Source organism: Streptomyces sp. NPDC096132, assembly GCF_044763345.1.
Classification (GTDB): domain Bacteria; phylum Actinomycetota; class Actinomycetes; order Streptomycetales; family Streptomycetaceae; genus Streptomyces.
Genome location: NZ_JBIWGA010000014.1, coordinates 67,322 through 89,963 on the forward strand (window position 1 = coordinate 67,322; position 22,642 = coordinate 89,963).

The following is a 22,642-nucleotide window of genomic DNA, read 5'->3' on the forward strand; positions in this document are numbered from 1 at the left end:
CCGTGAGCGAGTCCTTCCCCGACCTCCCGGCGCCCGTGTCGCTGGTCGCCGTGTGCCACACCGACGGATGCACCGCCGCCGAACTGGAGTGCCTCGGCCTCTACTACCCATACGGCGACACCGATCCGCCCTGCTACATGGGCCAGTGCGGGAGCTGCAAGCAGCCCATCACCGACCTGCGGCCCGCACCGGTCCCCTCGGCGCCCGTACCGCCGGCGGAGGAGACGCCAGCCCCCACGCCCGTACCAGTCGAGCCATCGCCCGCGCTCGACAGCCCATCAGCCTGATCACCCCGAGGAGAGCCCACTTGGCCATCACGCAGACCGCGCCGGGCAAGGTGCTGCAGCCGCCCGTCTGGTGCAACGAGCTGGACACCGAAGAGATCCCGGTCGACCTGCCCACCACCACGGGCAAGCGACTGATCCGAGTCGTTCTCCCAGCCACCCTGGCGGGCGACGTCCTCGACATCACCTACAAGTTCGGCGTGACGAACGACTGCGGCTACAACATCGGCGTCGGCGCCCACATCTGGTACTACGCGTACTCGGACCCGAACGGCTGGGCCAACCGCGTGCGGATCGACGACATGCTCACGGGCGAGAACGTCACTCCCGATGTGCACCACCTGGCGATGGACGTCAGCTTCTCGTGGCGGGTGCCGACGGACTGGACGGCCGGGCGCATGGTCCTCGCCCTGGTCGTCGACGCCCACAGCACCGCCTGGAAGGCGGGCGACATCCTGACGGTCGAGCCGGGCTACGCGCAGCTGCGCGCCCACCGTTGGACCGATCCGGTCGCCGCCTGACCCTTCATCCCCTCCGTCTGCCCCGAGCCTCTGGCCGGGGCTTTCTTCATGCCCTGGAGGCACCCATGCCCCTGACCATGCACCCCGCCACGGCGCGGATGGTCGACAACTTCCGGTACGACCACCTTCCCGAAGACCTCCAGAAGGTGAGCAAGCCGTTCCACGACCTGGCACACGAACTGGCCAAGTCCCTCTCCGGACCCGAGGTCACCAAGGCCCTGGACGACCTGTGGTCCGCGAAGAACTGGGCCGTCGTCGCGCACGTCAACCAGACCCAGGAGGCGAACTCCTGATGCCCGAACTGTGGATGCCCGGCGCGACCCGCCGCGCTCTCGGCAACACCGGCGCGATGAACGGCGGTCCGGCCCGGGCCGTCTGGCACATCACGTCCAACGCCAAGGACTGGACCTTCAAGAACGAGAACGGCTGGTTCACGGGCGGCGGTGCCAGCGTCGCCCCGCACCTGCTGTGGGAGCCGTTCACCGGCGAGGTCGCCCAGTACTTCCCTGCCGACTCCCGGAGCCTCTCCCTGGCCAACGCGGGCGCGGTGAAGACGAACCGCACCGGCCGGTACTGCATCCAGATCGAGACGGTATTCACCGCCGGGGAGACCGTCGGCGGGAAGAAGTACGCGACGGTGCGAGACACCCCGTGCAAGGGCCTCGACAAGATCGTGGCGTGGCTGCGCTCCCTCGGCATAGCCGACGCGTGGCCGGGCGGCGCGCCGACGTCGTTCACGCGCGACACCGTCTCGCTCAGTACGTGGCTCAGCGAGGGCGGCCACTACGGGCACAACCAGGTACCTGGAAACTCACACGTCGACCCGGGGCCCATGCCGAATCTGTTCGCCGTCCCGGTCCCCGAGGCCGCCAAGCCGGTCTATCAGCCGTTCCCCGGCGCTGAGTGGTTCCGGAAGGAGCCGCGGTCGGCGATCGTCACCGCGATGGGCAAGCGGCTGGTCGCGGTCGGCTGCTCGGCGTACGAGGACGGTCCCGGGCCGCAGTGGACCGAGGCCGACCGCCGGTCGTACGCGAAGTGGCAGCGGAAGCTCGGCTACACCGGGGTGTCCGCCGACGGCTGGCCTGGCGCCAAGTCGTGGGCCGCGCTGAAGGTGCCGCACGTCTGATGAGCCACGACCGCGGCGTACCGCCGTCGGACTGGCCCGGCCTGGAAATGGCCGTCAACCGGCTGACGGACGACATCTACTTCGGGTGGCTGGCCAAGGAGACCAACCCCACCTTCTGGCACTGGTGCACAGCACTGGAAGGCGTCCCCGCAGAGCGCAAGGTGCACGATGGCTGCTGGGTGGCCGCAGGAACCAGCGCCCACACTCTCGTCTCCCGCGAACCGCTGCACCTCGAACCCTCGCTGCTGTGGAACTGCTGCGGCCTGCACGGCTGGGTGCGCGGCGGCGAGTGGATCCCCGCCTGACCCCGAGAGGAACCTGCATGTCCGACTCGACCAAGCGCACCCTGCGCACCATCCTCCAGACCGCGCTCGGCATCGCGGTCGTCCTGCCGGCAGTCGTCGACGCGTCCGGCGTCCCCCAGGCGCTGCCCTGGGTCGTCGGGGCACTCGCCGTCGCGGGCGGCTTCGCTCGGGTCATGGCCGTGCCCGGCGTCCAGGCCCTGCTGCCGGGCTGGCTGCGCACCGATGACCAGGCGGACAGATGACGGAGGGAGCGACCGGCGTGGGAGCCATCGATTCCGCCGTCGCCTGGTCCGTGGCCATCGTCGCGCTCGCCGGGCTGTGCGCCCTGCTGTGGCGAGTTCTGCGGGCCGTACTACGGATCGCCGACCGGGTGGACCAGGCGTGGGAGGACTGGGCGGGCGCCGAGGCCCGACCGGGTGTCCCGGAGCGGCCGGGCGTCATGACCCGGCTCGGCCAGCACGACGGCCAGCTGGAGGACCACGAGAAGCGCATCACCCGGGTCGAGACCCGGCTACCAGACAGCGCCTGAACAACCAGCGGCCCCGCTCTCCTTCGGGAGGGCGGGGCCGCTTTCGTCATGTCCGGACTCAGCCGGTGGGCCGCTGCCCGTAGACGCTCACCCAGCGGTCGCCCCGCATCACGATGTCCGCAGTCTCCACCGCGCGGCCGGTCGCCTGGTCGTAGTACGTCCGCTCGATTGCGAGCACCGGACCGGGCGGCGTCATGCCGAGGCCCTGCGCTTCCGCGCGGGTGGCTGTGCGGGCACGGACCCGCTCGACTGGGTCGTCCACGTCGATGCCCAGGACCCGCATGCGCGCGGCGACGCCGACGCCGGCGTACGGGCCGACCTCTGGCAGCGCGACGAGGGACTGGCCGGTGAGATCAAGGGGTTCCCACGACTCAGCAAGCTGCACGGGCCGCTCGTCGGCGAGGTAGACGTACGAGGTGTGCATGACGGCCGCGCCCTCGGCGATGCCGAGACGCGCGGCCACGATGTCGGAGGCCTGCGCAGTGGTGGACTCGTGCCGCCAGGTCCCGACGGCGCCCTGCTCGGCGGCGCCCTCGGCGAACGGGCTGTCTTCGGAGCGGCGCCGGTGGCGTCGCACGAGCAGCTCCGGGGTGTCGGGGCTGCGGACGTAGTGGCCGGCACCGTGCCGGGACACGACGAGGCCTTCGTCGACCAGGAGCCGGTAGGCCTTGCTGGCTACCGAGTTGCTGACGCCGCCGTACTGCCGGGAGATCTCGGCGACGGACGGGAGGCGGGTGCCCGGCGACAACTCGCCGGACTCGATGCGGGCCTGGAGCTCTTCAGCGACGCGCAGGTACAGCGGCGGTTCCGTGCTCACTGTCCGCCTCCTCCCGATGTGACTTGCGTGACAGAGTAGTGCTGCGCCCTCTACTCTCGTACGAGAGTCATTCTCTCGCACGAGAGTGGGTATTTCGTCGTGCCTGCACGTAGAGCTGCGGAGATACGCGCCGCGCTGGAAGACGCCCTCGGTACCGCCGTGGACGCCTTCCCCTCGCCGCGCGGCATCCGCATCTCTGCCCCCGCCCCGGCCTCGGACGACTGGGACCGCTGGCGGAAGACGATCGAGGCCCTCCGGGACGCGGACGCCTGGGGGAGCAGCGACACCGGCGAAGGCCCGCAGATCTGGGCGACCGTAGAGGACGGGGTATCTCCATGAGCCGGTTGAGGGCCAGTCTGCACACCGCCTGCGCGCGGGCAGACGAGGCGTACCGCCGCCTGTTCGACCACTGCCTGGGCGAGTGCCCGAACTGCCGGGCGTACCCGCCGCAGCAGTGCGACGCGGCAGACGCCCTCCGGCGAGCATGGGCCCGCGCTCGGTGGGGGGCCCGCCGATGAAGACCATGGGGCCCGCCGTCCATCTCTCCGTGCCGCCCCGCCAGCCCGAGCCGGAACCTGGCTGCGTCATCTGCGCGCACCTCGCCCGCCAGCGGACGCAGGCCCGCGCCGAGGGCGACCTCTCCCGGGTGTCGGACTGCAACGTACGGCTGCGCGGCCACGAGCACCGCAAGGCTCCGATACCCCGCTGACCGGCCGGCCGCGCGTCCCCTGCGCGCAGGCCAGGCCACGGCCGCCACGCCCCCGGGGAAAGGGGCCAGGCGGCCACGGGCCCGCCGTCACGCGTTCACCCCGGACGCTGGCGGCGGGCCCTCTCGCCAGACCAGATCCGACACCGTCACGCCGATGACGGCCGCGATGCGGACGAGCGTGTCTGTGGTGGGCGATTGCTGCCCCGACTCGATGCGCACGACGCCCGCGCGGTCCAGGCCGGCGCGGATGGCCACCTGTTCCTGGGTGAGTTTCGCCCTCAGCCGGGAAGCGCGAATCGCGGCGCCGATGACTCGCCGCTCGGCGAGGACCCAGGGCGGTGGTGGTGAGGCAGACGGCACCCGCCTCACGCTCACAGCCCGTGATCATGTTGTCTGTAGTGGTAGCCCTACATTGAGGAGCGCCCGACAGAGGGCGTCACAGACCCGCTGAGGCGTTGGGCGACGGCCCAGGAGAGGCGCCGAGGCGGGAGCCGGGCGGTCACCCCCGTGGGTGGCCGCCCGCGCTCGTTCCGGCTGTCCCTTCGGGCCAGCGACGGGCCAGCCCGCGATCATGGAGGGGACTCAAAACGGACGCGCCCCCGGCTCGAAGTACCTCTGAGCTGGGGGCGGTTCTGTAGGCCCTGTGGGACTCGAACCCACAACCAATGGATTAAAAGTCCACTGCTCTGCCAATTGAGCTAAGGGCCCAGGCGATGTTGCCTCCCCGAGCATAGCCGGACCTGGCCGCGTCTCCGATCGGGTATCGGGGACGCGGCCGTGCCGTGGCGCGCGCAGCGGTGAAGATCGGTCATCCGCACTGTCTCTTGTCGGTCGTCGCGCTGCCTCTCAGGGCGTCTTCGCCGCCCTCGACGCCTCGCGGGCGACGGTCCGTTCGTGTGCGGGGTTGAGGAACCACTCCCGGGCCGAGGCCAGCCACCACACCCCGGCGAAGCCGAGGACGACGAGGACGGCGACCGGGGCGTAGTTGAAGGTCTCCCAGGTGACCGGGGAGACCTGGGGCAGCATGAACAACACCGTGATCACCGCGACCCACACCACCGACACCACGCCGATCACCTGCGACCAGCGGCCCAGGTGCCACGGGCCCCGTTCGAAGGCCTCGCCCTTGCGGATCCGCAGCAGCGTCGGGATGACGTAGGCGATGTAGAGGCCGATCACGGCGATGGAGGTCACCGCCGCGTAGGCGGTGACGTTGATCAGGTACGGCAGGCCGAGGACCAGCGCGCCGCCCGCCGCCAGCCAGACCGCCGCCACCGGGGTCCGGGTGCGCGGGCTGACGGTGTGCCAGACGTGGGACCAGGGCAGCGCGCCGTCCCTCGAAAAGGCGTAGATCATGCGGCTGTTGGCCGTCACCGACGCCATCCCGCAGAAGAGCTGGGCGCCGATCACGACCAGCAGGAGGAGTTTGCCCGCGGTGGCGCCGAGCGCGTCCAGGAGGATCTGGGCCGGCGGGGCACCGGTCGGGGAGTCGAGGGCACCGTCGTAGGACTGGATGGCGAAGGTGAAGCCGAGCAGGAGCACGAAGCCGGCGATCCAGGACGTCCAGATGGAGCGGACGATGCCCTTCGGGCCCGCCGTCGAGGCGTCGTGCGTCTCCTCCGTCATATGGGCGGAGGCGTCGTAGCCGGTGAAGGTGTACTGGGCCATCAGGAGGCCGAGCAGCACCACGTAGACGCCGCTGCCCCAGCCGGTGTTGTTGACGAACTCGCCGAAGACGAAGGACGCCGACTGGTGGTGGTCCGGTACGAAGGTCAGGGCGCCGACGATCACGGCCACGCCCAGGACGTGCCACCACACGCTCACGCTGTTCAGCAGGGCGACGATCCGCACGCCGAAGGTGTTGAGCAGGCCGTGCAGGAGCAGGATCGCCGCGAACAGCAGCACGGTGCGGCCCGGCGTCACCTCGAAGTCGAACTGGAGGTTCAGGTACGCGCCCAGGAAGGACGCCGCGCCGAAGTCGATGCCCGCGGTCACGGCCACCTGGCCCAGCACGTTGAACCAGCCCGTGAACCAGGCCCACGCGGCGGCCGAACGGGGCGGCGCGAGGCGGTGGGCCCAGAAGTACAGGCCCGCGGACGTGGGGTACGCCGAACAGATCTCGGCCATCGACAGGCCGACGAAGAGGGTCATCAGGCCCACGGCCACCCAGCCCCAGGTGATCACCGCGGGGCCGCCGGTGTTCATCCCGAAGAGGTAGAGGGTCAGGCAGCCGGACAGGACCGAGATGATCGTGAAGGAGACCGCGTAGTTGGAGAACGCCGACATGCGGCGAGCGAGAACCTGGGTGTAGCCGAGCTGGGCCAGCCGCTCTTCGTCCGACAGCCCATTCCCTATGGCGTCATCTGTCATGCCCCCAGCAATTCCCTCGCCGGGGGCGTGACACACGTCACAACTTGGCTGAAAATCGTGGCTGCTCGCGGGTGATCAAGGCCGGAATCGAGGTTGAGCGGTGCGCCTAGAAGATCCCCTTGTACCCCTGCCAGCCGCCGGAGATCTTCACCCGGCCGCCGAAGGACCCCTTGCCGTTGCCGGGCAACCGGTACAGAACACCCGCCGTGTCCCGCGCGACCAGGTCCGCCTTCCCGTCACCGGTGATGTCCCCGACGCCGACGACCGCGTTGTACGACGAGCCCCAGCCCGAGAACAGCTTCACCCGCGCGGAGAAAGTGCCGTTGCCCTTGCCGTAGTACCGGTACAGGTTGTTCGCCTTGTCCTGCGCGACCAGGTCACCGATGCCGTCACCGTTCAGGTCCCCGGCGCCCACGACCTTCTTGTACGTCTTCCAGTTGTCGTACAGCTTCACCCGCGCCGACAGCCTGCCGCTGCTCGTGCCCTTGTAGAGGTAGACCGCGCCTGTCCTGGCGTTGCGGGCGAGCAGGTCCGGCAGGCCGTCCTTGGTCACGTCACCGGGCGCGGTGAGGACGTCGTACTGGTTCCAGCCGCTCGTGCCGAGGGTGGTGTACGAGGTCGTCGGCTTGAGCGCGCCCCCGCAGGACGGCTTGTACAGCCGCAGGGCCCCGCTGCTCAGCCGTATCAGGACGTCGTTGCAGCCGTCCCCGCTCAGGTCGCCGAACGGCACCGCCCGGACACTCGTCGACCAGCCGGAACCGCTCACCTTCCCCGAGAACGTGCCCCGGCCCGTGCCCTGCTGGAAGGTCAGCGCGCCCGCGGAGTTGAGGGTGAGCAGGTCGGCGACGCCGTCCCGGCCGGCGTGGTCCCGCCGTACCGGCCCGGCCACCGTTCCGGCCGTCAGGAGGTGGAGGCGCTCGTCGGCATCCGCGAACACCACGTGGTCGCCGTACGGGTCGAGGTTCCAGCGGACGCCGCGGTCCGACTCGGCGTACGCCGTGTCCAGGTCGGCGGTCGCGGGCAGATCGGCCAGGTCGGCGGTGAGCGCCTTCCCGGAGGCGACGTCGGTGCGTACCAGCTTGCCGCGGACCGTGTCGTGCCGGACCAGGAAACCGTTGGCCAGCACCGCGTCACCGCTGGGCACGGAGACCGACCGGCCACGCGAGCGGTCGAACACCCCGGCCTTGCCCTGGGACGCGCAGGCCCAGTACACGAAGCGGCCGTTGACCTGGAGCTCGCTGGGCACGCAGCCCGAGCCGACGTTGACGTCGACGGCCGGAAGATCCGTGCCCAGGCGACTCGTCGTCAGGTGCCCCGCCTTGGTCGTGGTGGCCCACAGCTGACCGTCCCACACCGTGGCGGCCGCCGCGTCGAACTTGGCCACGACCTTGCGCTGCGTCCAGTCGACGACGGACTGGCCTCCGCCGGCGCGGAGAACCACCGCGTAGCGCCCGTACGCCCCCTCGACCTTGCCTGTGAAGCCGGGCACTCCCACCGCCTGGGTCTCGCCCGCCGCCGTCTGCCGCACGACCACGTGCGCCATGGCATCGACGTGGGGAAGGACGACGGCCCCGTCCCCGGTCCCGTGCAGCTGGACACAGACGCCCGCGCACGGGTCGAACACATCGCCGGCCTCGCGCACCGGCCCCACCTGCGGCACGGCCCCGCCGGACACCGTGCGCGTCTTGAACGCCGTGTCGTCGGCCCAGGCCAGCGTGCCGTTCGTCAGCGCCACTCCGTCGACCCGCGCGGGAGCCGGCGGCAGCTCGACGAGCTCGCGGGCCACGATCTGCCCGTCCGCGCCCTCGGAGAGCCGCTGCACCCCCCAGTCGGCCGCTCCGGAACCGGCCGCCACGACGGCCGAGCCGTCCGGCGTGGGATAGATCCAGCCGCCCATGTGGGGGAACAGCTCTCGCCACTCCCCCGCGTCGGTCAGGGGCCTGGTGAGAACGGGGTGGTCGTCGCTGCCCGAGATGTCGGCCACCACGACATCGTCCCCGACGATCCTGAAGAGGCTCTTCCCCTCGGTGCCCTGCGCCGGAACGGTGATCACCGGACCGTCCAGGTCGTCACGGCGCAGCAGCTGCGCGCCCTGCCCCGGATACCACCAGCCGACGTAGTCGCGGCTCAGGACGGGATTGCGGCCCACCGCCGCCTTGTAGGGGTCGAGCACCTCGACCCAGGAGCCGTCGTGCACGTCGACGAGCACCAACTGGTCCTGGACGACCGCCGGGTCACCCACGCGCATGCGGTACCGCAGGAGCAGCGACCGGGCGTCCCCCTCGCTCACCGCCTGGATCCACCCTCCCTCCGGCCAGCCGGTCACCTTCGTGTCGCTCGTGCCGCCGTCGTCCGCCGCCTTGAGCAGGTGCAGCTCTCTCACGTCCGACGGGCTGCCCACGTAGGCGACGACGGTGCCCGGGCCCGCCGTACCGGCGTACGTCATGCCGGACGGGACCGTCACCCGGCCCTCGTCCGCGCCGGAGCCGAGGGCGCGGAACTCGACGACCTTGCGCCCCTCGGCATCGGTCGACAGCTTGAACACCGTGTCCGACTGGGCGAGTCCGTACGTCCCCTGCGTGCCGTCCCACTCCGGGAACTCGGTCAGCTCCCGCGACCGGCCGGTCGCGTAGTCGGTCCACCGCACATGGGCGGTGCGCTCCGGCTGTGTGACGAGCCCGGTGTCGCCGAAGCCGCGGAACCCCGCATCGCGCGGTGCGGTCCGGTCCGCGGCGGGCAGGACCACCTCGCCCGCCCCGCTGTCCCCCTCCACGGCCCCCGCCGGCCGCGCCGGTACGGCGACCAGTGCCCCGGCCGCCACGGCCGCGAGCGTGACGGCCACCGCCGCCCTACGTCTGATGAACGTACGGCTTCCCACAGACCCCCCTGTGTGAATGAAGTGTGCATGCCCTGAGGGCATCCGGCGAGGCTACCAGCGCATGCAGAAGGCCCGTACGACAGAAGTCGTACGGGCCTTTCGCTCAGCGGCCGAGATCAGCCACCCATGTCAGCCACCCATGTCGGCCATGCCGCCAGCCGTACCGTCAGCCGTTGCGCTTCCAGCGCGGCTTGTCGTCGCGGCGGCCGAAGGAGCCGGTGCCGCGGTGGTCGTCACGACGGCCGTGCGGGCGGTCGTGACCGGCGGAACGGAAGCCCGGGCGGTCGTCGCGGCGCTCACGGTTGAACGGGCGGTCGCTGCCCCGGTGACCGGCACGGTCGTCCCGGCGGAAGCCGCCACGGTCGTCACGACGCTCGAAGGAACGGCCACCACGGTCGTCACGGTCCCGGTTGAAGCCGCCACGCTCGCGGTTGTCGCGGTCGTCCCGGCGGAAGCCGCCACGGTCGTCACGACGCTCGAAGGAACGGCCACCACGGTCGTCACGGTCCCGGTTGAAGCCGCCACGCTCGCGGTTGTCGCGGTCGTCCCGGCGGAAGCCGCCACGGTCGTCACGACGCTCGAAGGAACGGCCACCACGGTCGTCGCGACGCTCGAACCCACGGTTGTCGCGGTCACGGTCCCGGTTGAACCCACCCCGGTCGTCACGACGCTCGAAGGAACGGCCACCACGGTCGTCACGGCGCTCGAAGGAGCGACCGCCACGGTCGTCGCGACGCTCGAACCCACGGTTGTCGCGGTCACGGTCCCGGTTGAACCCACCCCGGTCGTCACGACGCTCACGGCGCTCGTACGACGGCGTGCGCTCCTCGCGCGCGCCCCGGTCGATGTCCCGCGCGGCCGGCTGCTCCGGAACGGAGGCCTCGACCGCCGCCTGGATCTCGGCCTCGGCCTGCTCCTGCGCCTCGGCCACCGCCGCCTCCGGGTCCTCACCGCGCTCGCGGGCGACCCGGGCGACGAGCCGGTCCGCCTCCTCGCGCAGCTCGGTCGCGCGGCGCTGCGCCCGCTCCAGCTGCTTGGTGAGGTGGGCGACCTCGCGCTCGGCCTGCTGGGCCGCGTTGCCCGCGGACTCCGCCTGGACCTCGGTCATCGACCGGGCCCCGGTGATCTCGGCGACCTCGGGGTCGAAGGCGGCACCGCCCTGGATGATGTGGCGCGCGGCGTCGACGCCGGCGTCCTCCATCAGCCGGAAGATCTGGCGGCGCTGGTGCGGCAGCGACAGGGAGACGACCGTGCCGGTGCGGCCCGCGCGAGCCGTACGGCCGGCGCGGTGCAGGTAGTCCTTGTGGTCGCCGGCGGGGTCGACGTTGAGCACCAGGTCGATGCCGTCGACGTGGATGCCGCGCGCCGCCACGTCGGTGGCGACCAGGACGTTGACGTAACCGTCCTTGAAGTCGGCCAGCGTGCGCGTACGGGCGCCCTGGGTCATGCCGCCGTGCAGCGCGTCCGCCTTCACGCCCGCCTCGCGCAGCTGCTCGGCGACACGGTCGGCGCCCAGCTGGGTGCGGACGAAGATGATGGTGCGGCCCTTGCGGGAGGCGATCGCGGCGGTGACCGGCGCCTTGTCCTTGGGCTTCACGATCAGGATGTGGTGCGACATGGTCGTCACGGCGCCCTGCGCGGCGTCGACCTCGTGGCTGACCGGCTTGTTCAGGTAGCGGTCGACCAGGGTCTTGATCTCGTTCTCCATCGTCGCGGAGAAGAGCATGCGCTGGCCGCCGGCCGGGACCTGGTCGAGCAGCTCCGTCACCTCGGGCAGGAAGCCCAGGTCGGACATCTGGTCGGCCTCGTCGAGGACGGCGATCTGCACGTCGTCCAGGGAGCAGGCGCCGCGGTTGATGATGTCGCGCAGTCGGCCCGGGGTGGCGACGAGGATGTCGACGCCGCGCTCCAGGGCGTAGATCTGGTTGCCCATCGACGTACCGCCGCAGACGACCTTCATCTTCAGGCCGAGGACGTCGCCGTAGGGCTGGAGGGCGTCCGCGACCTGCATCGCCAGCTCACGGGTCGGCGTGAGGATGACCGCGCGCGGCTTGTGCTTCTCGGTGCGGCCGCCGGCGAGCGTCGCCAGGGTCGGCAGACCGAAGGAGAGGGTCTTGCCGGAGCCGGTGCGGCCACGGCCGAGGATGTCCTTGCCGGCCAGGGCGTCCGGGATGGTCGCGGCCTGGATCGGGAAGGGGACCGTCACGCCGTTCTGCGCGAGCTTGCGGACGACGCCTTCGGGCAGACCCAGGTCGCCGAAGGTGATCTCGGGCTCGTCGGCCTCGATGATCTCGTCGACCTCGACGGCGCCGACGATCTCGTCGCCGGCCGTCTCGGTGATCGCGTCGACGTCGCCGGCCTCGGTGTTCTCGGGCAGGACGGCGTGATCAGTACTGGAAATGGACATGCGTAAGCGAAACCTTCCGGAGTCTCTTCGGCACGCGCCCGTCAACTCCGTGTTCGCATTACGACCGCCTCAATGCGGTCCGCCACGGCAAGGGAGAGTACGCGCCACACGGCGCGCTCTGCGGTGGCGCCGGGCAAATGGGATCAAACGATCTACCACCATACGCACCCTGGCCCACCGAAGGCAAATCAAGTCCCCACCACGACCCCGAGACCCTCGTCACGTCCCCGGGCACGAATACGGGTGGAGGAGCCGCAGGGGGGAAGCCACCGGGGGGAGCCACCGGGGCGACCTCCGAAAGAACAGCCCGCCCCAAGCCCCGGAAGAGCACCCCTGGACCGGTGCCTGGACCGGTGCCTGGACCGGCGCCTAGACCGGCGCCCCGGCCTCCGGTGCCGGTTCCCGCTGGGACAGTTGCGCGGACGTCCCGCCCCCGCTCGTCTCGTGTGCCGACGACGACGGCTCGGCGACCGTCGGCTCCGGCGAGGGCGTCGGCGGCTCCGGCGAGGGCGCGGGCGGCTCCGGGTCGGGATCCGGCGAATGGGGCGGCGGCGTCGGCTGTGGATTCGGTGGCGTCGGCTGCCCCGGCTTCACGGTGCTGCCCGGCTTCACCGGTCCCGCCGACGCGGCCCCGCTCGCACCCGCCGACGGCGAGGCCGACGCGGACGCCGAGGCACTCGCCCCGTCCTTCCCCTTGCCCTTGCCGTGCCTGTGCTTGCCGTCCCCGCCCGCGGCGCCCATGTAGCCGCCCCCCACCCCCGCCGGACCCCCGTCCGGGGCCTCACCGCCGTGCCGTCCCGTCGAATGCGACGGCTTGGCCCGGCCGCCCGCGTCGTCCCCCACGCTCATGCAACCGGCGGTCGCGGCGACGGCCATGAGGGTGGCGGCCAGACGAACAGGTACGTACATGGGGCGCACGGGGCCACCTCCGGTGCAGGCGCAATGAGTCACCTCACCAACTCCCACCGCCCACAGGAAGACACGCGCCCCCTTCCGGACGCAGGTCGGCCGGGGAGCGGCCCGACCGCGGAAGCGGCTCAGCCGTAGCCCAGGGCGTGCAGCCGCGCGTCGTCGATCCCGAAGTGGTGCGCGATCTCGTGCACGACCGTCACCTCGGTCTCCTCGACGACCTCCTCCCGCGTCTCGCACATCCGCAGGGTCGGCCCCCGGTAGATCGTGATCCGGTCCGGCAGCACGCCCGCGTACCACTCCCCGCGATCCGTCAGCGGAGTGCCCTCGTACAGCCCGAGCAGCTCGGGATCGTCCGCCGGGGGCTCGTCCTCCACGAACACCGCGACGTTGTCCATCAGCCGCGTCAACTCCGGCGGAATCCGGTCCAGCGCCTCGGCGACCAGTTCCTCGAACTCCTCGCGCGTCATCTCCAGCACAGGCCCATTGTCGGGTACACCACCGCTTCCGGGAGAGCGCGAACCGTCCGCATACCCGCGCCCACACCCGGGCATACGGCACCAATGGTCCGCGTCCGCGTCCCCCGTACGCCCCCTGCCACCGCCCTCGAGCTCTCGCCCCGCTCCCACCCCTGGTCCCGCGCCCTCGGCCTCACGGCCGTCGTCCTCCTCGGCGCCTGGCTGGGCCTGCTGGTCGTCGGGAACGTGCGCGCACCGGTCGGGCCCATGAACACGACCATGACCCTGCGCCCCTCCCTCACCGGCGGCACCAAGATCAACGTCTCCCCGCTCGGCGCCCTCACCCTCGACAGCCACACCGCACCGGTCCGCCTCGACGTGAACGTCGACCAACTCGACCCCGCCCGCTCCCAGGCCCTCGTCGACCACCCCGAACGCCTCTCCGGCCTCCAGGACGAGGTCGCCCAGGACGTCCAGCACGGCACCCTCGACCTCGCCGTACGCTCCTGCGTCGCCGTCGTCTCCGGCGCCACCGCCCTCGGCCTCGCCGTCTACCGGCGCCCCCGCCGCGCCCTCGCCGCCGGCGGCCTCGCCCTCGCCCTGCTCGCCGCCTCCGGTGCCACCGCGTACGCCACCTGGAATCCCAAGTCGGTCCTCGAACCCCGCTTCTCGGGCCTGCTCTCCTCCGCGCCCTCCCTGGTCGGCAACGCCCGCAGCATCGTCACCGAGTTCGACGTCTACCAGCAGGAACTGGCCCGCCTGGTCACCAACGTGACCAAGCTCTACGACGTCACCTCCACCCTCCCCGCCTACCAGCCCGACCCCACCACGGTCCGCGTCCTGCACGTCTCCGACATCCACCTCAACCCCGCGAGCTGGAAGATCATCGCCTCGCTGGTGGAGCAGTACAAGGTGAACGTGATCGTCGACTCCGGCGACACCATGGACCACGGCACCTCCGCCGAGAACGGCTTCCTCGACCCCATCGCCGACCTGGGCGCGCCCTACATCTGGGTCCGCGGCAACCACGACTCCCGCGTCACCCAGAGCTACCTGGAGCGCATCAAGAACGTGCACGTCCTCGACGACGGCCGGGCCGAGACCATCGCCGGCCTGCGCTTCGCGGGCATGGGCGACCCCCAGTTCACCCCCGCCCGCTCCTCCGTGCCGGGCGCCGGGGCGTCCCAGGAGGCGGCGGGCGACCGACTGGCGGAGGCACTGCGCGCCCAGACGGCCGCCGGCACCCCCGTCGACATGGCCGTCGTCCACGAGCCCTCCGCCGCCCGCCGCACCGACGGCACGGTCCCCCTCGTCCTCTCCGGACACCTCCACCACGAGGAGATGGAGATCCTGAAGAACGGCACCCGGCTGCGGGTGGAGGGCTCGACGGGCGGCAGCGGCCTGCGCGCCGTCGAGGGCGAGTACCCCGACCCGATCGAGGCGTCGATCCTCTACTTCGACCGCGAGAGCAAGCGCCTCCAGGCCTGGGACGAGATCAAACTGGGCGGCCTGGGCCTGACCACTGCGGAGGTCAGCCGCCACCTCCCCAAGGAGAACCAGCCCGGAGCCTCCCCCAGCCCCACCCCGTCCAGCCCCTCCCCGTAAACCGTTTTGGCGATCCCTCCCGCCATCCCATATGCTTCTCACGTCCCCGACGCGCTGAGAAGCGCCCAGGCGGGCCGATAGCCCTCATCGTCTAGCGGCCTAGGACGCCGCCCTTTCAAGGCGGTAGCACGGGTTCGAATCCCGTTGGGGGCACGCAACACCGTGTGCGACACTGTCGTACACAACAGCTTGGTCCTGTGGAGCAGTTTGGAGTGCTCGCCACCCTGTCAAGGTGGAGGCCGCGGGTTCAAATCCCGTCAGGACCGCTGAGGTTTCACGTGAAACCTCGTGGCTGGGTAGCTCAGTTGGTACGAGCGTCCGCCTGAAAAGCGGAAGGTCGCCGGTTCGACCCCGGCCCCAGCCACAACGCTGAACAGCGGAAAACCCCCGTCGGGAAACCGGCGGGGGTTTTTCGTTGTACGTTCATGCCCGTCGGCGTGTTGCGGGAGGGGCGGGGACAACGGTGAGCGGGAGCGTCGCACTGGAGAAGGACCGGGCGCGGTACGGGCTGATGGCGGTCGTCGTCAGCAATCTCGCGATCGCCGGGACCGCGGCGTTCGGGGTCTGGCAGCTGGACGGCGACCGATCGGTGATCGTCGGCGTGCTGACCGCCGCCTTCACGGCCGTGAGCAGTACGACCACCGCCTATCTCGGCATCAAGGCCGTGTCCAACACGGCGAAGTCGATCGCCCTCGCGGACCCCCAGCGCCGCGCCGAGGCGATGTCTTCCTCTGCCACGCCCCCGCCCACGTCCACGGCTTCGTCGCCTGCCTCGCCCCCGGCACAGCGCGGCTCGTAGCGGGGCTTCCGCGAGCCACCCCGTACTCCTGGGGCAAAAGGGTTCGCCACGGATTTGGCCGGGATGAGATCCTGGATCGCGTATGTCTACGCATCCTGCCCCCGCCCTCGGCGCCCTCGCCCCCCGCCTGGCCGAGCTGTCCCTGCGCGACGCGCACCGGCTCGGGCGCAGGCTCGAAGGCGCGCGCAAGATCCGTAAGCCGGAGGCCCGTGCCGCCGTCCTCGCCGAGATCGAGGCGGAGGTCGCACAGGTCGAGGAACGGATGACCCTGCGGCGCGACCGTGTGCCCGCCGTCACGTACCCCGAGCAGCTCCCGGTCAGCCAGAAGAAGGACGAGATCGCGGCCGCCATCCGTGATCACCAGGTCGTCATCGTGGCTGGTGAGACCGGGTCCGGTAAGACGACCCAGATTCCGAAGATCTGTCTGGAGCTGGGGCGTGGCGTTCGCGGCATGATCGGGCACACCCAGCCCCGCCGTATCGCCGCCCGTACCGTCGCCGAGCGCGTCGCCGAGGAGCTGCGGACGCCTCTCGGCGAGGCCGTCGGCTGGAAGGTCCGCTTCACCGACCAGGTGAACCCGGACGCCACGTTCGTGAAGCTGATGACGGACGGCATCCTGCTCGCCGAGATCCAGACGGACCGCGAGCTGCGCGCCTACGACACGATCATCATCGACGAGGCCCACGAGCGGTCCCTCAACATCGACTTCCTGATGGGCTATCTGGCGCAGCTGCTGCCCCGGCGGCCGGATCTGAAGGTCGTCATCACCTCCGCGACCATCGATCCCGAGCGCTTCTCCCGCCATTTCGGCGACGCCCCGATCATCGAGGTCAGCGGGCGGACCTATCCGGTCGAGGTGCGGTACCGGCCGCTCCTGGAGGAGGACTCCGAGGACGCCGACCGGGACCAGATCACCGCGATCTGCGACGCCGTCGAGGAGCTGATGGCGGAGGGGAAGGGTGACGTCCTCGTCTTCCTCTCCGGTGAGCGGGAGATCCGGGACACGGCGGACGCGCTGGAGAAGAAGAAGTACCGGTTCACGGAGGTACTCCCGCTCTACGCCCGGCTCTCGCACGCCGAGCAGCACCGCGTCTTCCAACCGCACACCGGCCGCAGGATCGTTCTGGCGACGAACGTCGCGGAGACCTCGCTGACCGTCCCGGGCATCAAGTACGTCATCGACCCCGGTTTCGCCCGTATCAGCCGCTACAGCCACCGCACAAAGGTGCAGCGCCTGCCCATCGAGCCGATCAGCCAGGCCAGCGCCAACCAGCGCAAGGGCCGCTGCGGAAGGACCAGCGACGGCATCTGCATCCGGCTGTACAGCGAGGACGACTTCACCGCCCGCCCGGAGTTCACGGACGCGGAGATCCTCCGTACGAACCTCGCCTCCGTCATCCTGCAGATGACCGCGGCCGGCCTCGGCGACATCGAGAAGTTCCCGTTCATCGACCCGCCGGACCACCGCAACATCCGCGACGGCGTCCAACTGCTGCAGGAACTGGGTGCGCTGGACCCCACCCAGCAGGACCCGCGCAAGCGGCTGACCCAGACCGGGCGCAAGCTCGCCCAGCTGCCCGTCGACCCGCGGCTCGCCCGGATGGTCCTGGAGGCCGACAAGAACGGCTGTGCCCGCGAGGTCATGGTCATAGCCGCCGCGCTGTCCATCCAGGACCCGCGCGAGCGCCCGGCCGACAAGCAGACCCAGGCCGACCAGCAGCACGCCCGCTTCAAGGACGAGACCAGCGATTTCCTCGCCTATCTCAACCTGTGGCGGTACGTCCGCGAGCAGCAGCGCGAGCGCGGCTCGTCGTCCTTCCGCCGGATGTGCAAGCAGGAGTACCTGAACTTCCTGCGCATCCGTGAGTGGCAGGACATCTATACGCAGCTGCGAACGGTCGCCAAGCAGATGGGCATCCATCTCAACGAGCAGGACGCCGGCGGCGACAGCATCCATGTCTCGCTGCTCGCCGGTCTGCTCTCACACATCGGTATGAAGGACGTGAAGGACGGCGCGAAGAACGAGTACCTGGGCGCGCGGAACGCCAAGTTCGCGGTCTTCCCCGGCTCGGCGCTGTTCAAGAAGACGCCCCGTTTCGTCATGTCCGCCGAGCTGGTGGAGACGTCCCGCCTGTGGGCGCGCGTCAACGCGAAGATCGAGCCCGAGTGGGTCGAGCCCGTCGCCGGCCATCTCCTGAAGCGGACGTACAGCGAGCCGCACTGGGAGAAGGACATGGCGGCCGTGATGGCGTTCGAGAAGGTCACGCTGTACGGCGTACCGATCATCGCCCAGCGGAAGGTGAACTACGGCCGGATCGACCCGGAGACGAGTCGCGAGCTTTTCATCCGCAACGCCCTGGTGGAGGGCGACTGGCGGACGCACCACAAGTTCTTCTCGGACAACCGCAGGCTCCTCAGCGAGGTCGAGGAGTTGGAGAACCGGGCCCGACGCCGGGACATCGTCGTCGACGACGAGACGCTCTTCGACTTCTACGACCAGCGGGTCCCCGAGCACGTCGTGTCCGGGGCCCACTTCGACTCCTGGTGGAAGCGCAAGCGGCACGAACAGCCGGACTTCCTGGACTTCGAGCGGGAGATGCTCATCCGGGAGTCGGCGGAGGCGGTCACCAAGGCCGACTATCCGGACTCGTGGCGGCAGGGGCAGCTGAAGTTCCGCGTCACCTACCAGTTCGAGCCGGGCGCGGACGCGGACGGCGTGACGGTCCACATCCCGCTGCAGGTCCTCAACCAGGTCACGGACGAGGGCTTCGACTGGCAGATCCCGGGTCTGCGGGAAGAGGTCGTCACGGAGCTGATCCGCTCCCTCCCGAAGCCGATCCGCCGCAACTACGTGCCGGCGCCGAACTACGCCAAGCGCTTCCTGGACCAGGCCGTTCCTCCCCCAGTCTCGGCTTCGCTCGACCGGGGGGACCCCCAGCAGGAACCCCTGACGACGGCGATGGCCCGTGACCTCAAGCGGATGGTCGGCGTCCCGTTCGAGGCGGAGGACTTCGACTGGTCGAGGCTCCCCGACCACCTGAAGATCACCTTCCGGATCGTCGACGAGCGGCGCCGCAAGCTGGCCGAGGACAAGGACCTTCAGGCGCTGAAGCTGCGCCTGAAGCCGAAGGCGCGCCAGGCCCTCTCCCAGGCCGCCGCGGCGACGGCCGTACGCGAGGGCGGCGAGTCCCTGGAGCGCAAGGGACTCACGGACTGGACCATCGGCTCCCTCACCCGCGTGTTCGAGACCCGCCGGGCCGGCCAGCCGGTGAAGGCGTACCCGGCCCTCGTCGACGACGGCGACACGGTCTCCGTACGCCTCTTCGACACGGAGGCCGAGCAGGCGGAGGCGATGTGGAAGGGCACCCGGCGGCTCATCCTGCGCAACATCCCGGTCAACCCTGCGAAGTTCGCGTCCGAAAAGCTCACGAACGCTCAGAAGCTTGCTCTGTCGGCCAATCCACACGGTTCGATACAGGCTCTGTTCGACGACTGCGCGATGGCGGCGGCGGACAAGCTGATCGGTGACTTCGGCGGGCCGGTGTGGGACGAGGAGTCGTACCGGAAGCTGTACGACAAGGTGCGCGCGGAGATCGTCGACACGACGGTGCGCACGGTCGGGCAGGTGCAGCAGGTCCTCGCCGCCTGGCAGGCCTGTGAGCGCCGCCTGAAGGGCGTACGCAGCCCCACGCTGCTGGCGAACCTGACGGACGTACGCAAACAGCTGGACGCCCTGGTGAAGCCCGGCTTCGTGACCTGGGCGGGGCTGCGGCGGCTGCCCGACCTGATGCGGTACCTGGTGGCCGCCGACCGGCGTCTGCAGCAGATGCCGACGGGGGCCCAGCGGGACACCTCCCGCATGGAGAAGGTCCACGAGATGCAGGACGAGTACGCCTGGCTCCTGGAGCAGCTCCCGCAGGGCCGGCCGGTGCCGCAGCAGGTTCTGGACATCCGCTGGATGGTCGAGGAGCTCCGGGTCAGCTATTTCGCCCACGCGCTGGGCACGGCGTACCCGGTCTCGGACAAGCGGATCGTGAAGGCGATCGACGCCGCGGTTCCGTGACGGGACCGGCACGGAGGGTGAGTTCGACCAGGGGGCTCACCCTCCTGTACAGTCCTTCTCGCAGCACAGCGCAACACAAAGTGCCGCGAAACCTGGTCCTGTGGAGCAGTTTGGAGTGCTCGCCACCCTGTCAAGGTGGAGGCCGCGGGTTCAAATCCCGTCAGGACCGCAGTAGAGAAGCCCGGATCTTCGGATCCGGGCTTCTTCGCGTGTCCGGCACCCCCGCCAACCGGTGGCCGCATACCCGCCCCCTCCCTTGACGGCGTCACATTCCCTCGGTACCCCAGAACTCAGGGCACGTTCCCCGCGTGGCCCTCCTGGAGGTGGCGTATGGCGGCATCGGCTAGGCACGAGACGCGGGCGTTGCTCCGCGCGCATCTGTCGGCCGCGTCGTCGTATCGGCACCTGACCCGCCATTGCCCGATCTGCCACCGCCTGCTGCGGCTGGCCTTGGACGGCGCTCCACGGGGTACACAGACCTCTGGGGAGGCCTTCGACGAAGTCCTGGAGGACGCCCTCGAGGACGAGAGCCCCTCGACCGCGTGACCAACGACGGTGTCGGCAGGCGCAGTTGCCCGCGTCTCCTCTAGCGCAGAGGAGCACGCCGTAACAAGGCCACTGGCATGTGACGGGTGTCACCGCATGAGTTTTGAAACCGGGCCTTCTTACCCGTCTCCTACAACTGGTCAATTTAATATGTGCAATTGCACCACTGTGGAGGATGTCCACAGTGATGTCCGGAGGGCACTCCCAGGAACCCACGCACACCCTCCCCAGACTCCGACAGGGTCGCTCACAGAGCGACCCGACCGGGTCCGGTAGACGCCCTCGAACGGTCTCAAGCGCACAAAAAAGATCGCGCTAGACCCGGCGGAGTCCAGCGCGATCGACGACGTTCCCGGTGGGCGAGGGCCCTGTTGGGGCAGGACCCACGTCGCTTGGAGCTAGTTTTCGGGCGTCCGAACAGGTTGGGGGACCTGCCGTGTTGCCCGGTTATTCAGTTGTTCAGGCCTCGCTGCGCTGCTGCGGGATACCCGCCAGCAGGGCGCGGACCTCGGCCTCGCGGTATCGGCGGTGTCCGCCGAGCGTACGGATCGACGTGAGCTTGCCGGCCTTCGCCCACCGCGTGACCGTCTTCGGGTCCACGCGGAACATGGTGGCGACCTCAGCCGGGGTCAGCAGCGGCTCAGCATCAGGGGTGCGAGCGGTCATGAGCGGCCTCCTCGGGAGAACCGAACCTTCTCGGTTCTTTCCTCTAAATTCTGCACCTTGACCCGCGTTGCCCGAAATGGCGGACGCGAGTCGAGTCGGTTATAGGACGAACGGCTTGTCCTCGGCACTACAACTACACCATCTGTCCAGCCGCGTCGGCCAAACCGATGGAATTGCCCCCCAGGTGTTCATCGGCGACGGAAGCCGATGGACCATGCCATAGCGGACAGTCACGCCACTGTGACGATCAGTCACAGGGGCGCTCAGGAGTCACCAGACCCCCCAAAGCGTGCAATGCTGAGATTCCCCCCACCATGGAGCATAAGTAGGCGGATGGAGTCCTCCCCGGACTCCTTGTCCTATTTTGGCACGAGGAGGGGCAAGCGGCGCAAGGGCCGTGTACGTGCGGTCCGTCACCCTTGCGACATAAGCCCGGATCGGGACCTACGTCCCGTCAGTTCCGTGAAGTGCGGATGACCGTACGCTGTTCGACCCATTTCGGCCGTGACGTACGTCACTTCTGAAAGCGCTGTCGCCTCTGTCACATCGTCAGTTCACAGAATGCACGATGCCGTCAGTTGGCCGAACGCCGGTCCCGGACGATCCGCCACCGCTCCACGAGCCGCTCGTACGCCTCGCCCGCCGCGACCCCGTCACCGATCCGCAGCGCCTGGATGCCCTCGGCCACGTCGGCGGCCGAGTGGTCGTCCTCCAGATGGCCGGCCGGGAGGGTGTGCACGAGGCCGCCGTAATCCAGTTCCACCAGCGAACGCGGATGGAACTCCTCCAGCCAGCGCCCCACGTCCAGCAGGCCGTCGATGAGCGGCCCCTCGTCCATGGCCTCCTTGAGCGTGCGCAGCCCCCGGGCCACCCGGCGCCGCGCCTGCACCATCGGGGTGCGGTAGCGCAGCACGGGCGCCACCTCCGCGGTGCCCTTCTCGTAGGCCCGCTCCTCGTCGGAGACCAGCACGAACCAGTTCAGCGGCACCTGCCAGGTCGCCGTGCGGATCCACGGGCGCGCGTCGGGGTTGCGCTCCCGCCAGCGCTCGTAGTCCTTCGCCGCCTGCAGCCGTACGACCTCGGGGAGCACCGCCTCCAGGACCGGCCGGGGCAGCTCGTCGCCCAGCTCCGCCAGGGCCTGCCAGCCGCGCAGCCGGGTGCGCCACGGGCACACGTGCAGCACCCCGTCCACCTCGGCCACGAACGCGTCGCTGCTCTCGTGCACCGGTACCGCGACCGGCGGCGTGGGCAGCAGATCCGCCAGGGAGCGGCGCAGCTCGTCCTGGTAGGAGGGACGGTCGGGGCGGCGGGCGTAGCGCGCCCAGTGGGTGCGCTCGGGCTCGGGGAAGGCGGCCAGCGGCTCGTACACGCGCAGATACGACGCGTAGGGAACGATCACCGAGGACACCTTGGGCACGCCTGCTCCCTCCCCCGCCACCCGACCGGGAAACCTGATCGACGCGCACGACCGATCGCACCGCCGACCCCCGCGTGGGCGCGGGAAAACCATGCAAATCGTCGCACGCGTGTACTCCGGGAGGAGGTGATCGCGAGCAGTACGCGTTCGGCGGGCCGTGCAGGCTCTACGCTCGTCCCACAGGCCCCGCCACCCCTTGGGAGCCTGCGTCCCAACCGCCGCCAGTTACCCAG

General features: G+C 70.2%; 22 protein-coding genes and 5 tRNA genes. 17 read left to right on the forward strand and 10 right to left on the reverse strand.

What is annotated here, in order from left to right:
- Nucleotides 1–2 precede the first annotated feature (2 nt).
- From ACIRF9_RS30095 to ACIRF9_RS30125, 7 genes are all read left to right on the forward strand, one after another.
- Nucleotides 3–287 carry a hypothetical protein gene (locus ACIRF9_RS30095; RefSeq protein WP_403828399.1) on the forward strand — a complete coding sequence of 95 codons (285 nt, stop codon included), beginning with the start codon at nucleotides 3–5 and terminating at the stop codon, nucleotides 285–287.
- A gap of 20 nt (nucleotides 288–307) precedes the next feature.
- Nucleotides 308–805 carry a hypothetical protein gene (locus tag ACIRF9_RS30100; protein ID WP_403828400.1) on the forward strand — a complete coding sequence of 166 codons (498 nt, stop codon included), beginning with the start codon at nucleotides 308–310 and terminating at the stop codon, nucleotides 803–805.
- Nucleotides 806–870: 65 nt separating this feature from the next.
- Nucleotides 871–1,098: a hypothetical protein gene (locus tag ACIRF9_RS30105; protein ID WP_403828402.1), complete on the forward strand. Its 228-nt coding sequence runs from the start codon at nucleotides 871–873 to the stop codon at nucleotides 1,096–1,098.
- Nucleotides 1,098–1,931 (forward strand): peptidoglycan-binding protein, encoded by an 834-nt coding sequence (locus ACIRF9_RS30110; protein ID WP_403828404.1) that lies wholly within the window; start codon nucleotides 1,098–1,100, stop codon nucleotides 1,929–1,931. The genes ACIRF9_RS30105 and ACIRF9_RS30110 overlap by 1 nt, the downstream gene beginning before the upstream one ends.
- The gene (locus ACIRF9_RS30115) at nucleotides 1,931–2,236 is read left to right on the forward strand and encodes a hypothetical protein (protein ID WP_403828406.1); all 306 of its coding nucleotides are present in this window, start codon (nucleotides 1,931–1,933) and stop codon (nucleotides 2,234–2,236) included. Before ACIRF9_RS30110 ends, ACIRF9_RS30115 begins: the two co-directional genes overlap by 1 nt.
- A 17-nt stretch (nucleotides 2,237–2,253) precedes the next feature.
- Nucleotides 2,254–2,478, forward strand: coding sequence for a hypothetical protein (locus ACIRF9_RS30120; RefSeq protein WP_403828408.1), 225 nt, complete (start codon nucleotides 2,254–2,256; stop codon nucleotides 2,476–2,478).
- 17 nt (nucleotides 2,479–2,495) lie between these two features.
- Nucleotides 2,496–2,765, forward strand: coding sequence for a hypothetical protein (locus tag ACIRF9_RS30125; protein ID WP_403828410.1), 270 nt, complete (start codon nucleotides 2,496–2,498; stop codon nucleotides 2,763–2,765).
- A gap of 58 nt (nucleotides 2,766–2,823) precedes the next feature.
- On the opposite strand, the gene ACIRF9_RS30130 is transcribed toward ACIRF9_RS30125, so the two are convergent.
- Entirely contained in the window at nucleotides 2,824–3,582 is a 759-nt protein-coding gene (locus tag ACIRF9_RS30130) for a GntR family transcriptional regulator (RefSeq protein ID WP_403828412.1), read from the reverse strand.
- A gap of 99 nt (nucleotides 3,583–3,681) precedes the next feature.
- On the opposite strand from ACIRF9_RS30130, the gene ACIRF9_RS30135 reads away from it, so the two are divergent.
- Both ACIRF9_RS30135 and ACIRF9_RS30140 read left to right on the forward strand, forming a co-directional pair.
- Entirely contained in the window at nucleotides 3,682–3,921 is a 240-nt protein-coding gene (locus ACIRF9_RS30135; RefSeq protein WP_403828413.1) for a hypothetical protein, read from the forward strand.
- A 175-nt stretch (nucleotides 3,922–4,096) separates the two neighbouring features.
- A complete protein-coding gene (locus ACIRF9_RS30140; protein WP_403828415.1) occupies nucleotides 4,097–4,291 on the forward strand; it encodes a hypothetical protein in 195 nt (64 codons plus the stop codon).
- Between the two features lie 87 nt (nucleotides 4,292–4,378).
- Here ACIRF9_RS30140 and ACIRF9_RS30145 read toward each other — a convergent pair whose 3' ends face one another.
- The 7 genes from ACIRF9_RS30145 to ACIRF9_RS30175 all read right to left on the reverse strand — a co-directional run bounded on the left by ACIRF9_RS30145 (nucleotide 4,379) and on the right by ACIRF9_RS30175 (nucleotide 13,334).
- Nucleotides 4,379–4,666: a helix-turn-helix domain-containing protein gene (locus ACIRF9_RS30145; RefSeq protein ID WP_403828417.1), complete on the reverse strand. Its 288-nt coding sequence runs from the start codon at nucleotides 4,664–4,666 to the stop codon at nucleotides 4,379–4,381.
- A gap of 260 nt (nucleotides 4,667–4,926) precedes the next feature.
- Nucleotides 4,927–4,999 (reverse strand) — tRNA-Lys (locus ACIRF9_RS30150).
- Nucleotides 5,000–5,137: 138 nt separating this feature from the next.
- Nucleotides 5,138–6,661, reverse strand: a complete 1,524-nt coding sequence (locus ACIRF9_RS30155; RefSeq protein WP_403828419.1) for an amino acid permease — start codon at nucleotides 6,659–6,661, stop codon at nucleotides 5,138–5,140.
- Between the two features lie 106 nt (nucleotides 6,662–6,767).
- Nucleotides 6,768–9,539: an FG-GAP repeat domain-containing protein gene (locus ACIRF9_RS30160; RefSeq protein ID WP_403828421.1), complete on the reverse strand. Its 2,772-nt coding sequence runs from the start codon at nucleotides 9,537–9,539 to the stop codon at nucleotides 6,768–6,770.
- A gap of 166 nt (nucleotides 9,540–9,705) precedes the next feature.
- A complete protein-coding gene (locus ACIRF9_RS30165) occupies nucleotides 9,706–11,946 on the reverse strand; it encodes a DEAD/DEAH box helicase (RefSeq protein ID WP_403828423.1) in 2,241 nt (746 codons plus the stop codon).
- A gap of 369 nt (nucleotides 11,947–12,315) precedes the next feature.
- Nucleotides 12,316–12,864, reverse strand: a complete 549-nt coding sequence (locus ACIRF9_RS30170) for a hypothetical protein (protein ID WP_403828425.1) — start codon at nucleotides 12,862–12,864, stop codon at nucleotides 12,316–12,318.
- A gap of 119 nt (nucleotides 12,865–12,983) precedes the next feature.
- Nucleotides 12,984–13,334: a metallopeptidase family protein gene (locus ACIRF9_RS30175; RefSeq protein ID WP_003999986.1), complete on the reverse strand. Its 351-nt coding sequence runs from the start codon at nucleotides 13,332–13,334 to the stop codon at nucleotides 12,984–12,986.
- A gap of 84 nt (nucleotides 13,335–13,418) precedes the next feature.
- Here ACIRF9_RS30175 and ACIRF9_RS30180 point away from each other — a divergent pair, with 84 nt between their 5' ends.
- The 8 genes from ACIRF9_RS30180 (at nucleotide 13,419) to ACIRF9_RS30215 (ending at nucleotide 20,326) form a co-directional block, all read left to right on the forward strand.
- Nucleotides 13,419–14,918 (forward strand): metallophosphoesterase, encoded by a 1,500-nt coding sequence (locus ACIRF9_RS30180; protein WP_403828427.1) that lies wholly within the window; start codon nucleotides 13,419–13,421, stop codon nucleotides 14,916–14,918.
- Between the two features lie 80 nt (nucleotides 14,919–14,998).
- A tRNA-Glu gene (locus ACIRF9_RS30185) sits at nucleotides 14,999–15,071 on the forward strand.
- A 38-nt stretch (nucleotides 15,072–15,109) separates the two neighbouring features.
- Nucleotides 15,110–15,184, forward strand: a tRNA-Asp gene (locus tag ACIRF9_RS30190).
- A gap of 24 nt (nucleotides 15,185–15,208) precedes the next feature.
- Nucleotides 15,209–15,282: transfer RNA gene (locus ACIRF9_RS30195), tRNA-Phe, on the forward strand.
- Nucleotides 15,283–15,429: 147 nt separating this feature from the next.
- On the forward strand, nucleotides 15,430–15,717 hold the full coding sequence (locus ACIRF9_RS30200) for a hypothetical protein (RefSeq protein WP_403828771.1): 288 nt from the start codon (nucleotides 15,430–15,432) through the stop codon (nucleotides 15,715–15,717).
- Nucleotides 15,718–15,799: 82 nt separating this feature from the next.
- On the forward strand, nucleotides 15,800–19,780 hold the full coding sequence (gene hrpA, locus ACIRF9_RS30205) for an ATP-dependent RNA helicase HrpA (RefSeq protein WP_403828429.1): 3,981 nt from the start codon (nucleotides 15,800–15,802) through the stop codon (nucleotides 19,778–19,780).
- 94 nt (nucleotides 19,781–19,874) lie between these two features.
- Nucleotides 19,875–19,949 (forward strand) — tRNA-Asp (locus tag ACIRF9_RS30210).
- Nucleotides 19,950–20,110: 161 nt separating this feature from the next.
- On the forward strand, nucleotides 20,111–20,326 hold the full coding sequence (locus tag ACIRF9_RS30215; protein ID WP_403828431.1) for a DUF6274 family protein: 216 nt from the start codon (nucleotides 20,111–20,113) through the stop codon (nucleotides 20,324–20,326).
- A gap of 459 nt (nucleotides 20,327–20,785) precedes the next feature.
- Here ACIRF9_RS30215 and bldC read toward each other — a convergent pair whose 3' ends face one another.
- Both bldC and ACIRF9_RS30225 read right to left on the reverse strand, forming a co-directional pair.
- Nucleotides 20,786–20,992, reverse strand: a complete 207-nt coding sequence (bldC, locus tag ACIRF9_RS30220) for a developmental transcriptional regulator BldC (protein WP_003949541.1) — start codon at nucleotides 20,990–20,992, stop codon at nucleotides 20,786–20,788.
- 574 nt (nucleotides 20,993–21,566) lie between these two features.
- The gene (locus tag ACIRF9_RS30225; RefSeq protein ID WP_403828433.1) at nucleotides 21,567–22,409 is read right to left on the reverse strand and encodes a hypothetical protein; all 843 of its coding nucleotides are present in this window, start codon (nucleotides 22,407–22,409) and stop codon (nucleotides 21,567–21,569) included.
- Between the last annotated feature and the right edge of the window lie 233 nt (nucleotides 22,410–22,642).